Annotated in this window: 12 protein-coding genes; 5 read left to right on the forward strand and 7 right to left on the reverse strand. The window is 33.9% G+C overall.

Translation table 11 applies throughout. The features are described 5' to 3' along the window. Positions 1-5: 5 nt before the first annotated feature. Positions 6-404, reverse strand: a complete 399-nt coding sequence (locus SLW70_RS06425; RefSeq protein ID WP_320891247.1) for a response regulator — start codon at positions 402-404, stop codon at positions 6-8. After that, entirely contained in the window at positions 391-2,802 is a 2,412-nt protein-coding gene (locus SLW70_RS06430) for a PAS domain S-box protein (RefSeq protein WP_320891249.1), read from the reverse strand. The genes SLW70_RS06425 and SLW70_RS06430 overlap by 14 nt, the downstream gene beginning before the upstream one ends. 496 nt (positions 2,803-3,298) lie before the next feature. Between SLW70_RS06430 and SLW70_RS06435 the strand changes: the two genes are divergently transcribed. The 3 genes from SLW70_RS06435 (at position 3,299) to clpX (ending at position 6,846) form a co-directional block, all read left to right on the forward strand. After that, complete coding sequence (locus SLW70_RS06435; protein WP_320891250.1) at positions 3,299-4,624, forward strand: trigger factor; 1,326 nt, start codon at positions 3,299-3,301, stop codon at positions 4,622-4,624. A 230-nt stretch (positions 4,625-4,854) separates the two neighbouring features. Next, positions 4,855-5,529 (forward strand): ATP-dependent Clp endopeptidase proteolytic subunit ClpP, encoded by a 675-nt coding sequence (clpP, locus tag SLW70_RS06440; RefSeq protein ID WP_320891251.1) that lies wholly within the window; start codon positions 4,855-4,857, stop codon positions 5,527-5,529. Positions 5,530-5,613: 84 nt separating this feature from the next. After that, positions 5,614-6,846 (forward strand): ATP-dependent Clp protease ATP-binding subunit ClpX, encoded by a 1,233-nt coding sequence (gene clpX, locus SLW70_RS06445; RefSeq protein ID WP_320891252.1) that lies wholly within the window; start codon positions 5,614-5,616, stop codon positions 6,844-6,846. 133 nt (positions 6,847-6,979) lie between these two features. Here clpX and SLW70_RS06450 read toward each other — a convergent pair whose 3' ends face one another. Beyond that, the gene (locus SLW70_RS06450; protein ID WP_320891253.1) at positions 6,980-7,795 is read right to left on the reverse strand and encodes a KilA-N domain-containing protein; all 816 of its coding nucleotides are present in this window, start codon (positions 7,793-7,795) and stop codon (positions 6,980-6,982) included. A 361-nt stretch (positions 7,796-8,156) separates the two neighbouring features. On the opposite strand from SLW70_RS06450, the gene serB reads away from it, so the two are divergent. Then, on the forward strand, positions 8,157-9,395 hold the full coding sequence (gene serB, locus SLW70_RS06455; protein WP_320891254.1) for a phosphoserine phosphatase SerB: 1,239 nt from the start codon (positions 8,157-8,159) through the stop codon (positions 9,393-9,395). 92 nt (positions 9,396-9,487) lie between these two features. Here serB and SLW70_RS06460 read toward each other — a convergent pair whose 3' ends face one another. Together SLW70_RS06460 and SLW70_RS06465 are read right to left on the reverse strand one after the other, a co-directional pair. Next, positions 9,488-9,628, reverse strand: a complete 141-nt coding sequence (locus SLW70_RS06460; RefSeq protein ID WP_320891256.1) for a hypothetical protein — start codon at positions 9,626-9,628, stop codon at positions 9,488-9,490. Continuing rightward, complete coding sequence (locus SLW70_RS06465; RefSeq protein ID WP_320891258.1) at positions 9,628-11,154, reverse strand: GH3 auxin-responsive promoter family protein; 1,527 nt, start codon at positions 11,152-11,154, stop codon at positions 9,628-9,630. The genes SLW70_RS06460 and SLW70_RS06465 overlap by 1 nt, the downstream gene beginning before the upstream one ends. Before the next feature lie 86 nt (positions 11,155-11,240). Here SLW70_RS06465 and SLW70_RS06470 point away from each other — a divergent pair, with 86 nt between their 5' ends. Further along, on the forward strand, positions 11,241-12,035 hold the full coding sequence (locus SLW70_RS06470; RefSeq protein ID WP_320891764.1) for a DUF2797 domain-containing protein: 795 nt from the start codon (positions 11,241-11,243) through the stop codon (positions 12,033-12,035). A gap of 48 nt (positions 12,036-12,083) precedes the next feature. Here SLW70_RS06470 and SLW70_RS06475 read toward each other — a convergent pair whose 3' ends face one another. Together SLW70_RS06475 and sppA are read right to left on the reverse strand one after the other, a co-directional pair. Continuing rightward, on the reverse strand, positions 12,084-14,717 hold the full coding sequence (locus tag SLW70_RS06475) for an AsmA-like C-terminal region-containing protein (protein WP_320891259.1): 2,634 nt from the start codon (positions 14,715-14,717) through the stop codon (positions 12,084-12,086). Positions 14,718-15,050: 333 nt separating this feature from the next. Further along, the gene (sppA, locus tag SLW70_RS06480; RefSeq protein WP_320891260.1) at positions 15,051-16,811 is read right to left on the reverse strand and encodes a signal peptide peptidase SppA; all 1,761 of its coding nucleotides are present in this window, start codon (positions 16,809-16,811) and stop codon (positions 15,051-15,053) included. Positions 16,812-16,859 lie beyond the last annotated feature (48 nt).

Raw genomic sequence — 16,859 nt, forward strand, 5'->3', positions numbered from 1 at the left:
TCTGTTTAACTTTGAATTTCGGCAAGTATTGTTTTTATTTCACCTAGTGTAATGGGTTTGACTAAATAGTTACTGTTTAAATTATATTTGGCAGCGTGTTCTTTGTCTGTTTCGCTATCTGAACTGGTTAGAATAAAGATATTAACTTTAGTTTCAATAGGTATTTTTGTAAATTCTTCAAGAAAATGCCAGCCATCCCAAATGGGCATATTTAAATCCAATAAGATGATTTGAGGTAGTTTTTGACTAGCTAAAAAAATAGCTTTCAATTTATCATAAGCTTCTTTTCCGTCCTTGTAAACCATGATGTTTTCAACTAAGCCAGAAAGCTCGATGTATTTCTTGGTTATGAATAAATGCGTAGGGTCATCTTCAACGATGCATACAATATCAATTTTTTTCATGTTCTAAATATATTTTAAAAGTAGTGCCAATATTTACTTTACTTTCGACTTCAATTTTACCATTCATAGATTCAATTTGGTTTTTGGTTATAAATAAACCAATTCCTCTAGAGTCTGCGTGATTATGAAAGGTTTTGTACATGCCAAATAGTTTGTTACCATGTTTTTTTAAATCAATTCCCAAACCGTTGTCGATAAATTTCAAAACTACATATTTATCTGTTTTATCTGTTTGGATTTTTAAAAAGCTATCTCTTTCGTTAGAACTATATTTTATAGCATTGGTAATAAAATTCATTATAACACTATCTAAATAAGCAGGAATGGCTCTGATGGAGGTATTTTGTTCGACTTCATTTATTATGGTGATGTTTTGGTTTCTGGCTTGAGTAATTAGACTGCTGATATTGTTTTCAATCACTGGATTTAATGAAACTGTTTGTAATTTTTCTTTAGCAGATAAATTTATTTGGACTACTTCTGTTAAGTGTTTGATGGTTTCAGAAAGGTTAATTGAAGATTTTTTCAGATAACTAAAATATTCTGTTTGACTAAAATCCGGGAATTCAGATTCTATCAAGTCAATTAAGGAACTAATACCTCCAGAATGCGAACGTAAGTTATGAGAAACGATATAAGCAAAGTTTTTTAATCTTTCGTTTTGAGTTTCTGCAATTTCAAGTAGCGTTAGGATTTCGTTTTCTACTTGTTTCATTTGTGTAATGTCGGTAGCTATTCCTAAGAAACCAGTAATCTCGTTATTTTCTCTAATTGCTGACATTGAAAGTAAGACCGGAAATGTGGTTCCATCTTTTCGTTTGTAAGTCCATTCTTTTGTTTCTGCTTTTCCTGTTCGGACTTTGTATACAAAGACTTCAATGCCTTCAATTTTTTTTCCAGTTTCTTCAAAAAGTGCTTTGGAAGCTTTTTCTATTTCTTCTTGAATGTGGATGATTTGAGGTGTTTCTTTTTTAATAAGTTCGGTGGCATCGTAGCCTAGTAATTGTTCTGCTCCTTCGTTGAAGGTGGTAATAATTCCGTTGATATCGGTTCCAATTATGGCTACTTGCGTACTAGCTTCCATTATGGCTTCGTTATAGGCGATAGTGTTGGCTAATTGCATTTCCGAAACCTTTTGTGCGGTAATATCAACGATTTGAGAAATTAAATAGAGGATACCTCCTTCGCTGTTTTTTACCAATGAAACTGCTAGGATGATGTAGATAGGTTTGCCGTTTTTGTGGATGTATCTTTTTTCCATGGTGTAGCTTTCTCGCTTACCTTGGATGGTTTCTTTAAGTAATTTTAAGTCGGCCGAAAGGTCTTCAGGATGTGTGATGTCTTGAAAGGTCAGTTTTAAAAATTCTTCTTCTGTATAGCCTAGAATTTCACACAATCGTTTGTTTACTTTTAACCATTGTCCTTTTTCATTGAGTAGTGCCATACCAATGGCGGCGTGTTCAAAATTACCTCTGAAAGCTTCCTCATTGATACGGAGTTTTTCTAGGCTTTCTTTTCTTTCTGTTATATCTTGAAAAGTTCCAATTAGTTTAGTGATTTTGCCGTTTTCTTTCCATGCTTTACCTGAGGAACGAACCCATTTGAAATTGTTTTTGGCAGTTATAAAACGACATACGACATCAAAATCTTCACCGGTAGCAATAGTGTGGTCTATAGCATCCAAAATAATATGTCTGTCTTCAGGATGATAAAATTCAATTCCTTTTGATTTGTCGTAAACCATGTCGTTAGGGACTTCATGGATGTTGTAAACTTCGTCTGTCCAAAAACTTTTGTTGGTTGCAAGGTCTAAATCCCAGGCGCCAATTTTATTAATTCTTTGGCTTTCATTGAACAAAATAGATACCTTTTGTAGTTCGTTATTTTGTTCATTTAGTTCAAAAGTTTTTTTACGAAGTTCTAACAGCTTAACGACTTGATTCCCTAATAATTTCAAAGAAGTAATTTGTTTTTCGGAAAGTTTTTTGGGATTATCGTCAATCACGCATAGTGTTCCTAGAGGTAAACCGTTTTCTGTAACCAATGGCATACCTGCATAAAAAATCACTTTAGGGTACTCTGTAACTAAAGGGTTGTCGTGAAAACGTTCGTCGATAGTAGCGTCCTCAATGATGAAAACATCTTTTGGTTGGTTGATGGCGTGCGCACAAAAAGCTAGTTCTTTTGGTGTTTCACGTTCTTTTAATCCATAATGAGATAAGAACCATTGTTTGTCTTCGGTAATTAAACTGATTAAGGATATTTTAGTGTCACAGATTTGTGCCGCCATTTGGGTTAGGAAATCGTAATCTTCACTTTCAAGTTCGCCTATTATGTTGTAAGAATTAAGCTCGGCGATTCTTTCTTCTTCGTTTAATGGAATTTGAGGTTTCTTCATATTTATGAATTGTTATTTGGGGAAAGCTGTTTTTTGATTTTGTGGCATTTACAGCTTTTAAAGTTATAAAGATAAGAATGATGATTTGTCAATCAAAATTTATTTTAATAAGAAAAAGTTAATGCTTTTTAAATTTGTGGTTTTTTAAATATCAAGTCCTAAAAAGGGCTGAAAATTGCTATTGTAGATTTGGATGAATTTTTAAGTTTTCTTTTTGGAATAGTGTTGTGTTTTGTTCTGAATCCTGCGTGAAGGATGGAAGCGGAGCTCTTTTATAGCCTGCTTTTTTGGCAGGCTATAAAAAGCGGGAGCGTACAGCCTGACCCGTAGTTTTTACGGAGGGGCACGCCCAAATAATTCATTGAAAATAGCTATGTCTTAGGTGGATTGAAGTACTTGAAATTCAATCCTAAAGGTTCGGAAAAAAAAGCTTGTTTGGGTTGTAAAAATTTTATAATTTTGCAACCCAATTTTATTATGTAAATTAAAGAAGAAGATGGATATTAAAAGAGTAGCAATAGACGCTGTGACTGAGAAGATTGTGATGAATGTAGTTCACATGGATTATAAAGGTCAAGTAGCCAAAAGAATCAACGAAAAAATGCCTTTGGCACAAGTTAAAGGTTTTAGAAAAGGGGCTGTGCCTAAAGAACTTGTTGTTAAACAATACGGTAAAGGAATTAAGCAAGAAGAGGTTAAGAAAGTGGTTGATTTGGCTTTAGAGCGTTACATTCAGTCTGAAAGATTGAACCTTTTAGGTACTCCACTTCCTGTTGTTAACGAAGGTTTAGACTGGGATGCAGAAGAATTGACTTTTGAATTTGAAATTGGTTTAGTGCCAAATTTTGAAATTGATTTGGATGCTAAGAATGATATCGTAAAGTACATTGTTACTGCTGATGATAAGTTAATTGATGGTCAAGTAGAGCGTATCCAAAAACAATTTGGAAAAGCTATTCCTCAAGAAGAGGTAACTGCAGATTCTGATATTAAAGGAATTTTTACAAACGAAGCCGAAGGAATTGGAAATACAACTACAATCACTTTGTCTATTTTTAAAGACCAAGCGACTGCAGATAAATTCATTGGTAAAAAAGTAGGTGATGTTGTTACTGTTAATACTAAAGGATTGTTTCAAGATGATCACCAATTAATGGACTACCTTAAAGTAGGTCATGATAATGTACATGATTTGGCAATTGATGTTGACTTTACAATTGAAGCTATCAATGCTTCTGAGCCAGCTGAATTGAACCAAGAATTGTTTGATAAATTGTTTGGTGAAGGTGCTGTAGCGTCTCTTGACGAATTGAAAGCGAAGATTAAAGAAGATGCTGAGTCTCAATTTGCTCAACAAGCTGATCAAAAATTATTAGGTGATGTTACTGAGTTTTTAATCGAAAACACAAAATTCGAATTACCTGAAGCGTTCCTTAAAAAATGGTTGCAAACTGTAGGTGAGAAAAAATTATCTGCAGAGGAAGCAGAAGTTGAATACGCACGTTCTGAAAAAGGATTGCGTTACCAATTGATTGAAGGTAAGGCTATGGCTCAATCTGATATCAAAATCACTTTTGAAGACTTAAAAGCATTTACAACTAAAAATATCCGTCAACAAATGGCGCAATTTGGACAAGGAAATGCTTCGGATGAAGAAGTTCAAAAAATTGTAGCTAGAGTGTTGTCTAACCAAGACGAAGTAAAAAGACTTTCTGAGCAAGTTGTAGCTGAGAAGTTATTGGAGCTTTTTAAAGAAAAAGCAAACCCAACAACTAAAGAGGTAACTTACGAAGAATTTATTGCTGCTTCTTACGGAGAATAATTTGAAGTTAGCGGTTGGAGGTAAGAAGTTAGGAGTGAAAGTCAATTGTTCTAAAACAATATAATCAATAACTTTATGATTTTATTACCAAGGCTAAATGATAAATAATAGTTATATTTGAGCGTCAAAAAGTTTTTTTTGACGCTCTTTATTTTTAAATGTTTAAGGTTCAGAGTTCCTTGTTGAACGTCCTTAAGCTTTAAATTTTAAACCTTAAACTATAAAACAGAATGAATTACGGTAAAGAATTTAAAAAATTTGCTACAAAGCACCAGGGAGTAAATGCTATGTATTACGATAAAATCGTATCGGCTATGAATCCTACGAATATGACTCCTTATATTATTGAAGAGCGTCAGTTAAATGTATCACAATTAGATGTTTTTTCGAGATTAATGATGGATCGTATTATTTTCCTAGGTACAGGAATTGATGACCAAATTGCAAATATCGTTCAAGCACAATTGTTGTTCTTAGAAAGCGCTGATGCTTCTAAGGATATTCAAATTTACATTAACTCTCCAGGAGGTAGTGTTTATGCAGGTTTAGGGATTTATGATACGATGCAATACATCAAACCAGATGTAGCGACAATTTGTACAGGAATGGCAGCTTCGATGGGAGCAGTTTTATTATGTGCAGGTGCGGCAGGAAAACGTTCGGCATTACCACATTCAAGAGTAATGATTCACCAACCATCAGGAGGTGCACAAGGAGTCGCTACTGATATGGAAATCAACTTGAGAGAGATGTTGAAATTAAAAGACGAATTGTATAAAATCATTTCGCATCATTCAGGACAAACATTTGATAAAGTGCACCTAGATAGTGAGCGTGATTATTGGATGATTGCTGATGAAGCAAAGGAATACGGAATGATTGATGAAGTGTTGAGAAGAAGTTAAATTAGTTCCAAGTTTAATGTTTAAAGTTTCAAGTTGCGTACGTAACTTGAAACTTTAAACCATTTAAACTTTAAACAAAAAATAATGGCAAAAGAAAAGTTAGAATGTTCATTTTGTGGACGCAAGAAACCAGACACCAATTTGCTAATTGCAGGTATTGATGCGCATATATGCGATAAATGTATCGAGCAGGCACATGGTATTGTTCTTGAGGAAATAAAATCAAGTAAAGGACCAAATGTAGTAGGGGATTTGATTTTGCAGAAACCCAAAGAAATTAGAGCGTTCTTAGACCAATACGTTATTGGACAGGATCAAACTAAAAAAGTAATGTCAGTGGCGGTTTACAATCACTACAAACGTTTGATGCAGCAGCAAGAAGACGATGATGTTGAGATTGAAAAAAGTAACATCATTATGGTGGGGCAAACAGGTACAGGAAAAACATTAGTAGCTAAAACTATTGCGAAGATGTTAGATGTGCCTTTGGCTATCGTTGATGCAACGGTGCTTACAGAAGCAGGTTATGTAGGAGAAGATGTGGAAAGTATTTTGACACGTCTTTTACAAGCTGCAGATTACGATGTTACTAAAGCAGAAAGAGGAATCGTTTTTATTGATGAGATTGATAAAATTGCTCGTAAAAGTGACAATCCATCGATTACGCGTGATGTATCTGGTGAAGGAGTACAACAGGCCTTGTTGAAATTATTGGAAGGAACAGTGGTAAACGTTCCACCAAAAGGAGGACGTAAACATCCAGACCAAAAATTTGTAGAGGTAAATACGCAAAATATTTTATTTATCGCTGGTGGTGCTTTTGACGGAATTGAAAAAGTGATTTCGAAACGTTTGAACCGTCAAGCTGTAGGGTATTCGACTTCTAAAAATGCGGATAACATAGATAAAGAAAATTTATTACAGTACATTATCCCAAAAGATATCAAAGATTTTGGATTGATTCCTGAAATCATCGGTCGTTTGCCTGTATTGACGCATATGGATCCATTGGATAGAGAAACGTTAAGAGCAATTTTAACGCAACCTAAAAATGCATTAATCAAGCAATATCAAAAGTTATTCCTAATGGATGATGTTGAATTCACTATAACCAATGAAGCTTTGGATTTTATTGTTGATAAAGCCTTAGAATACAAATTGGGTGCACGTGGATTGCGTTCGTTATGCGAAGCAATTTTGACTGATGCGATGTATGAATTGCCAAGTTCTGATGATAAAGTATTGGAAATTGACAAAGAATACGCCCAAGAAACTTTGAATAAAAACTTATTGAAACGTTTGGAGATTGCTTCGTAACGTTTCGGTATTTTTAAATAATTAGCAACCTGTTCATTGATTTGGACAGGTTTTTTTATGTCGAACATTGTTTGTTCTTAGGTTCTATAAAGTCTTTAGGTTTATGAAATAGTGCTTGAATGATATGCTTTAGTTATTTAAGCTTTTTGATGCTACTACTTTCGATGAGTGATTTCATTTGAGCAATGGCGACTTTGTTTAATTGTAATAGTCGGTCTGATTGTGATAAACCTTGCTGAATAAGCAAAGCATTTATACTTTCTAGGTTGCTTAATACTACTAGTTGTTCTAGGCTTGTAAAGTCTCTAATGTTTCCTTTTTTTTCACTATTGGCTTCTCTCCATTCTTTTGCAGTAATGCCAAATAGTGCTACATTTAATAGGTCTGCTTCATTGGCATAGACCAAGTTCGATTGGTGATTTGTGATTTCTTTAGGGATTAAATTTTCTTTAATAGCATCAGTGTGAATTCGGTAATTGATTTTTGAAATAGTACGTTGTAAGTTCCATTCTAATTGAAGGCGATTGTTTTCGTCTGCTTTTAATCTTTGAAATTCTTTGATTAGGTAAATTTTAAATTGAGGACTAATCCACATTCCAAATTCAAAAGCAATATCTGGATGAGCAAAAGTACCACCATATCGACCTGTAGTTGCTTTTAATCCAATGGCATTTGTTTTTTCAACCCAATCTTTTACGCTTAATTTGTAACTGTTAAGTCCAGCTTGACTTTTAATTATGGCAAATTCGCCATAATTAAAATTAGGATTGTAAACTGATTCCCAAATCCCGAGATATTCTACCGTATTTCTGTTTCGTAACCAATCAGAAACAAAAAAATCACCATCTTTTGCTTTAAGCATATCAGTTATTGAAATAAATTCGTTTTCATTATCGACAATGATTCTTATCTCTTTGCCTTGAACTTCTATTTTCTTGTTTTTTGCCATTATTTGTTTATATTAATCCTATTCTAGAATGGTGTCTCAATTTTTATTTGAGAACTACAGTGAAATAAAGCTTCCAATAGTTCAGAAATGCTCATTGTTTTTTCTGAAATATAAATGTAGTAAAATATCATTTGTTTGAAGTTATTCTTTTATTATTCATCAATATTGTAGTAGGACAACTTTAATGTGGTAAAAGGCAATATAGTTATCCTAGTAGACAATGTCACGATGTGAAGTTTAAATGACTTATATATTAAAAAAAAAAACGGGAATCTCTACTTTATAAAAAAATCTTCATTATTCTTTTATATCAACATTAGATTACCGATTTTTGCCCACTGAAAACCAACATAAAAACAATATGGCAATAGAAGATAAAGAAATCATTTTATTAAAAGTTTCGGGTCAGGATAAACCAGGGGTAACCGCAGGATTGACTTCCATATTGGCTACCTATGATGCCTTGATTTTAGATATAGGACAGGCTGATATTCACGATACTTTATCTTTAGGTATTTTATTCGAAATAAAAAGAGGTTCTTTGTCGGCACCTGTTTTAAAGGATTTATTGTTCAAAGCCTATGAGTTAGGGATTAAAGTGAAGTTTATTCCTATTTCAATTGAAGATTATGAAACTTGGGTAAAGGCACAATCAAAGCAACGTTATATCATCAATATTTTAGGGGAGCATTTAACTGCAGCTCAATTATCTGCGGTGACCAAAATAATGTCGAACCAAAATTTGAATATTGATTCAATTGTACGTTTAACGGGACGTACTTCGGTAGTGGAAAAAGAAGAATACCCTCGTTCTTGTGTTCAGTTATCTGTAACGGGTGAAATTGATGATAAAACACTAATGACGGCTAGTTTTATGGAAATTTCAAGAACGTTAGATGTTGATATCTCTTTTCAAGAAGACAATATGTATCGTCGAAACCGTCGTTTAGTGTGTTTTGATATGGATTCGACCTTGATTCAAACCGAAGTTATCGATGAATTGGCGGAGTTGAATGGTGTTGGGGAACAAGTTCGAGCAATTACCGAATCAGCGATGAATGGTGAGATTGATTTCAACGAAAGTTTCAAACAACGCATGGCTTTATTGGAAGGGCTTAGTGAAGAGGTGTTGCATAATGTAGCTGTTAATTTGCCAATCACTAAAGGGGCACACCGTTTAATGAAAGCTTTGAAATATTATGGTTATAAAACCGCTATTTTATCAGGTGGATTTACCTATTTTGGAGAGTATTTACAAAAAGAATTAGGTATTGATTACGTTCACGCGAACCAATTAGAAATTAAAGACGGTAAATTAACTGGGAAGTATTTAGGTGATATTGTAGATGGTCAAAAGAAAGCCGAACATCTAAAAGCCATTGCAGATAAAGAAGGCATACATATTAATCAAACTATTGCAGTTGGTGATGGAGCTAATGATTTACCAATGTTGAATTTGGCAGGTCTTGGAATTGCATTTCACGCTAAGCCAAAGGTGAAAGAAAGTGCGTCGACTTCTATTTCTAGTCTGGGTCTGGACGGAGTTTTATATCTTTTAGGCTATCACGATAGACACATCGATATGATGGACGAAATATAGATTTAAGATTTTTGATTAACGATTTTTGATTGCAGATTGAACGCCAATCAAAATCAAAAATCGTTAGTCATTATTTGAAAACTATTAATGTTTCAAACGTTTTTAAGATTGAGTTTGGCAACTTGTTCTTGAATTTCCACACAACGTTTTCCTCCTGAGCCACCACAAACTCTACCGTTAACCGCACAGGATTGTAATAATAAAACAAGAACACTAAAGATAATAATTTTCATTAGGCAGTAATTTTAATCTGCATGGTTTTCAATTGCTCTAAATAATCCCTGCTGTTAGATAGTCTTGGAATTTTGTGTTGTCCACCTAGTTTGTCACGGTCTTTAAGCCAGTCATAAAATAAATTAGGACGTGCCACATTGATAATAAGCGGATTCAAAGTCATATTGTTATGACGTTTGGCTTCGTAATCTGAATTGATTGATTGTAAAGTTTCGTCTAGAATCTTACGGAACAACTCCATGTCATAAGGAAGTGTTTTAAATTCAATCATCCATTCGTGAGCCCCTTTTTCTTTATCTTTCATAAAAATAGGAGCTACTGTATAATCGATGATTTCAGAATTTGTAAGCTTGCAAGCTTCAGCAAGTGCTTTGTCGGTGTTTTCAATCATTAACTCCTCGCCAAAAACATTGATGTGATGTTTCGTTCTTCCTGTAACTCTAATTCGGTACGGGTTTAATGAAGTAAAACGAACGGTGTCGCCTATCAAATAACGCCATAATCCTGAATTAGTAGTGATTACAATAGCGTAATTTTTGTCTAATTCAACATCAGCTAAACGAATGGCTTTTTGATTCTCGGTTCCAAAAGTATCCATTGGAATAAATTCATAAAAGATGCCGTAATCTAGCATCAATAGTAAATCATCAGAATAATTCAAATCCTGAATGGCAAAAAAGCCTTCAGAAGCGTTGTATATTTCGTAGTATTTAAAATCTTTTTGAGGTAAAATGTTTTTGTATTGTTCACGATAAGGTTCAAAACTCACACCACCATGAAAATAGACTTCGAGATTAGGCCAGATTTCAAGTAAGTTTCCTTTGCCAGTTTCTTCGAGCATTTTATTCATCAACACCAACATCCAAGAAGGGACTCCTGCAAAGCTAGTGACATTTTCTCTTTTTGTTTCATTGATGATGGCTGCAATTTTTGATTCCCAATGACTCATCAAGGAGATACGGTTATTAGGGGTGCTACTAAATTCTGCCCAAATCGGCATATTTTCAATCAAAATAGCGGATAGGTCTCCAAAGTAACTATTGTTGTCTTCGTATATTTGAGAACTTCCTCCTAATCGAAGGCTTTTGCCTAAAAACATTTCAGAGTTTTCGTTATTGTTCAAATACATACATAACAAATCTTTGCTGCCTTTATAATGACAATCTTCTAGGGCCTCGTTACTGACAGGAATAAATTTACTTTTAGCATTAGTTGTACCGCTAGATTTTGCAAACCATTTGATTGGGCTGTTCCAAAATAAATTTTGCTCTCCATTACGAGTCCTTTCTATCATTGGTTGAATTTCTTCATAACTAGTAATTGGAACTCGGTTGCAAAAACTGTTATATGAAAGGATGGAATCAAAATCATATTGTCTGCCAAGACTCGTATATTTTGCCGATTGAATCAAATTCATAAGTAACTCCTCTTGAACCTCATTAGGGTATTTCAAGAAAAGTTCAATTTGATGGATTCGTTGTTTGAGAACCCATGAAGCAAATGAATTAATAATGGTTAGTGGCATTATGTAATAGTAATTATGAATTATGCATTATGAATGATAACTTTACCAAAAATAGCAAAAAATGTCAAACATCAAACATTAAACGAATGCAATACGAAGGAGTGCTCACAAAAATGCAAACTGAATTTGGAAATCCAATACAATATTATTTGGTTTTTGAAGATAGTTTCTTGAATGTGAATCAGATGGTAGGAAATGAAATTACGATTGATTTTGTTGGGTATCAATGTCTTAATTGTCAAAAAAAGAAGACGATTTATCGTCAAGGCTTTTGTTATGAATGTTTTTATTCCAGTGCCGCAGTAGGGGATTGGATTATGAGACCCGAATTAAGTACGGCTCATTTAGGTATTGCCGATAGGGATTTAGAATACGAACAAAAAGTACAGTTACAACCCCATATTGTCTATTTAGCCTTGTCAAGTGAGATCAAAGTGGGAGTGACTCGTAAAACGCAAGTCCCAACGCGTTGGATTGATCAAGGAGCTAATGAGGCAATTACGATTGTAGAAGTTCCTAATCGTTATCTAGCAGGGATAACAGAGGTAGCCCTTAAAAATCATTATGCAGATAAAACCAATTGGCGCAAAATGCTAACTAATTCTATTGAGCCTATCGATTTAATTGCTGAACGTTTAAAATTAGAAAGTTTAATACCAGATGAAGTTCGGGACTATTTTATTTTGGATAAAAATGACTTGTACCAAATGATTTATCCAGTGCTAGAGTATCCAACGAAAGTGAAGAGTTTAAATTTGGATAAAACCCCTTCCTTTCGAGGAAAGCTGATGGGGGTAAAAGGGCAGTATCTCATTTTTGAAGATAATACTGTTTTTAATATTCGAGGGTCTGAAGGATATATTGTTCAGATTACTGTTTAAAAATAACAAAGCCTAAAAGTGATTTGCTTTTAGGCTTTGTCTTTTATGTTATTCAGCAGGTTTGGTTTCTTCTGCTGGCTTTTTCTTATTTAAGAACCCTTTTAGTAAGTCGGTTGCTTTGGCTTTTACTTCCTCTTTTGCCTTTTCTTTTACTTCTTCTTTTGTAACTGGAATAACGGTTTTGGTAGTGTCTCCATGTTTTTTATTTTTATTGATTAAATCCGTCAATTTAGAAGTTCCTTGGCTGATTAGTTTTTCTTTTTGTTGTTGAACGAGTTGATTGGTCAAATTACTTACTGCCGTTTTCATATCGGTTGATATTTTAGGATTCGAAAAATTACCTGTCATCACAGCATTAATCGGAATGCTTTCTAGTTTGGCGGCATCGGCAGGCGTTAATTTGGCTATTAAGGCATTAGCTTGTGTGCCAAGATATTTTGCTGGCACATCAAATTTTAAGGTATAGTTCATACTTTGGTCAAAACCATGTGAACCACCTATGGTTGCTTTAATGTCTTGGTATTTGATATCAAAAGGTTTTACGTTTACTTTACCATTATCAAAACTAATTGCAGCTTTCAAATCATTCAAATTAATCTTGCTTAGATCTAAAAAGTTAAGATTTGTAGTAAGAGCAGTTAACAAAGTAGAATTCTTAGAATTAACAGTCGTCGAAAGTAACTGTCCTAGTAAGTCTCCTGTTAGTGTTTTCAAATCAGGACTCATTTCGTCCGTTAAATTTCCGTTTAATTTAATAGTTGAGTTCAATTTTCCGTTGATAATTCCAGCAATAGGAGCGATTTTTTTCAACATCTCCAGTTGCGTAAACGATTGAGCGATGTCAACTTGATTCAAGCCTAAATTCATGTCAAATACAGGAGTTTTTCCTTTGGTAGATACTGAACCGTTCAATCCAATATTTCCTCCAAAAATCGAAGTTTTAACATTCTCCATGGTTACTTTTTCATCTTTGACGATTAGTTTTCCCGAAACATCTTTTAGTGTTAAATTATCATACAAAACCGTATTGGCTTTGGCGGTAAGCGTACAATTTAAGAAAGCAGGAATCTTCATAGCATCCGCTGGTTTCTTGTTCTCGGTTGCTGTTTTTGCTGGTTCTTCAGCAGTCATAAAATCACTAATCGCTAACTGATTCGAGTTTAAACTAAAGTTACCTTTTAGCTCTTGGTTTTTAAAGATAAAACCATAGAAGTTATCTAAAACCCCAGTTACGCTAATGTCGCTTTTTCCAGTCGAAGCATTAAATTGCTTCAAATTCACTTGACTTGGATTAAATTGTACCATTGCCATAGCAATTTTCAGTGCTTTACCATTTTCATCCGTATAGTTGAATCCAGAAAGACTCATACTACCAGCATTGTAAATGTTTTGGTATTCGCTTTTTTCTACCGACTCCATATCGAATTTAGTGGTGACATCAGCCTTTAAGATTCCCGATAAAGGTTTGTCTAATTTGATAGGATACGCTTTGGACAGATTTCCTAAGTTGATGGTTCCTTTTAAATCGGCATTTACCAAAGCATTTTGGGTAACGTTTCGAATATTCGCTTTAGCATTGAAAACATCTTGGTCTATTCTGAAAGAGAGTTTGTCTAAGTTGACATAGGTGTCATTCAAAATCCCAGTTTCGTTGATGATTTTGGTGTCAATAATAATGTTTTGAACTGACTTAGGTAAGTTAGGATATTGAAAAGAAGCATTATTGGATGCGATTTCGATATTGAATTTAGGAACGGTAGTATCGGTATAAGTTCCTTTTGCAAAACCTACCACGCTAAAATCACCAGTTGTTTTTACATTGTCAAGACTTGAGGAATAGGCAGCAGGAATCAGGCCTAAGAAGTTTTTGAAAGAAGAGGTAGGTGTTTTGAATTTCAAGTCATATTCTTGTCCAGCTTCTACCATTTGGATATAACCATCAAATTCTAAAGGCAACTGGTTGATTAAGGCTTTGTTTTCTTTAAAAGTGTATTTGCTTTGGTCTAAATCAATTCCCAGAACAGCATCCAAAGTCAAAGCTACATTTTTCATGTAGTTCACTTTGTCCATGTCTAGCGATATTTTGGCCGTTGATTTGGTATCTAAATCTAATTTAGAGGCAGCAAAATCTCCTGTTCCTTCATGATTCAAACTGTCAATTACCATTTTAATTTTCGAAGCTTGGTCGGTATAGCGAAATTGGAAATTTTCTATTTTGTATTCTTGAATTTTTAGTGCCAAAGGCTCGCTTTTACTATCGTCCTTGGGTTTGTCGTCTTTCAAAGCAATATCGTAGTTGCCTATACCGTCTTTGTTGAAGATGATGTTGATTAAACCGTTTTTGGAAGTGATACCTTGAATAGCAATCGACTCGTTTTTTTCTTTAAAAAGTTCTTTGACAGACATTTTTAAGTTCAATTCACCCAAAGCCACAAGAGTGTCGCCCTCAAATGGTGCTTTGTTAATAATGACAAGAGAGTCTAAAGTCACAGTAGCATTAGGGAAACTTTTAAATAAACTTAAATCTGCATCTTTAAAACTTACTTTAGCATCCACTTTTTCGTTGATCGCTTGTGCAATTTTAGCTTTTATTTGATCTTTAAAAAAATAAGGAATGGCAAATAAACTTCCTGTAAGGAGCAATAATAGTCCTCCGAATATAAGTCCGATTTTCTTTATCATAAATTCTAGTTTAAATTATTAAGAAATAACAGCAAAAATGTTGCCGTTATGGTTGTGTAAAAATACAATTTTATCAAACAGTTAAATTGTAAAGTTTTTATAAAAAAAATCGGTTTGAAATTTATTCAAACCGATGTTGTATTTCTTTTTACTGTGATTTTTTTTACCACGAATTACACAAATTAACACAAATCTTTTAATTAAACCTATGCGTTGAAATGAGCCAATACTTAATGTTGGTAATAGTTGGTTTTTAACAAAATAGTGAAATTATTTTCGCCAATTAATTTGTGCTAATTAGTGTAATTTGTGGTAGAATCTAGTATTCATATTTTATCGAATATCAATTTCATAAGGCATAATAGCTTGAATGCCTTTACGTGCTTGAAGTCGTTTGACTTGTTCGATGATTTTATAATTTTCAATCCCTATTTCTTCTTTTATTAAAGCGGCTTTAGTTTGTCCGAAAGGGATTTTAGCTAATAGGTCATCAAAATTTTTCTCATAGACAGGGAAGTTTTTTGTTGAATAGTCATTTGTCTTTGCAAGTTGTGCTGCCGCTTTGATAGCGTCGTTTAAGTTTCCAATTTTATCAACTAATCCAATTTTTAGGGCTTCAGAGCCAGTCCAAACACGACCTTGCGCAATGGAATCTACCTGTGCAAAAGTCATTTTACGTCCTTGTGCTACATTCGTTACAAAGGTTTTGTAAATATGTTCAACACTTTCTAGCGTCACGGCTTTAAAGTTCTCGTCAATAGGGACAAATGGACTGTAGTTTGGAGCGTTTTCATGCGTTTTCACTTGTTCAACGTTGATGCCTATTTTTGAAGTTAACTGGCTGAAATTAGGTAAGATTCCAAATACTCCAATCGAGCCCGTTATCGTATTTTTCTCTGCAAAAATTTGATTGGCATTACAAGCAATGTAATATCCGCCAGAAGCGGCATAATTCCCCATAGAGACCACGACTGGTTTTACTTTTTTAGTCAGCTCAACTTCTCTCCAAATCAAATCAGAGGTTAAAGCATTTCCACCCGGACTGTCAATACGCAATACTATGGCTTTGATTTTTTTGTCTTTTCGAGCTTCTTTTAAAGAGCGTTTTATGGAGCCTTCACCAATGGTATTGACGTCTCCCTCACCAGATTGAATTTCGCCTTGAGCGTAAATCACCGCAATTTGATTATCGGCTTGAATAAATTCATTATCTAAGAGTAACTTTCGGGTATAATCAACGATAGAAATAGTTTTGTATTCTTTGTCTTCTTTTACTTGAAGTAATTTTTTAATAGCCTCATGGTATTGATCTTCATAAGCAACAAAATCAACTAATTTATGTTGTTTAGCCATTGCTGGTGTGCGTGCTAAAAGTCCGTTGGCAATTTCATTTAGCTTGGTTGCTGAAATGTTTCTGCTTTTGGCTATATCAGTAATTACAGAATTCCAAACAGACTGAAGTAAAGCTGTGATTTGTTCCCTATTGGCATCACTCATTTTATTTTCTAAAAAGGGTTCTACGGCACTTTTGTATTTGCCATGGCGAATGACTTCCATCTTTACTCCTGTTTTTTCTTGTAAGTCTTTGAAGAACATGATTTCAGAAGATAATCCCTTAAAGTCCATATCTCCAACAGGGTTTAGGTAAATTTTATTAGCAACCGAATTTAAATAATATTCTTTTTGCGAATAAGTATCTGCATAGGCCATCACAAATTTCCCAGATTCTTTGAAGTTTTCCAAAGCATCACGTACTTCTTTACTTTGAGCCATTCCTAAATTTGAATGGTTGTTTAAGATAGAAATTCCTTTGATTTTATCATCTGTTTTTGCAGCTTCAATTGCATCGATGATATCGCTTAAACCTACTCCATTGTCATCAGAGAAAATGGATACCCATGGGTCTTTATATTTACCAGCATAATCATATTCAATTTCAGACAAGTCTAATTCAATAACCGAATTCTTTTCAATACTACCAATCTCAGATTCGCCACCAAAGACTCCTGCAATAAGAAAGATTCCTAAAATAAACAATAGGCAAAAAATAAATAATCCTACTATAGTGGCAACTACATTTCCTAAAAATTTCATACTTATAAATTTTTTAATACCTAATAAATAAAAACATACAATGTTACG

The organism is Flavobacterium sp. NG2, from assembly GCF_034119845.1.
In the GTDB taxonomy this organism is placed as follows: domain Bacteria; phylum Bacteroidota; class Bacteroidia; order Flavobacteriales; family Flavobacteriaceae; genus Flavobacterium.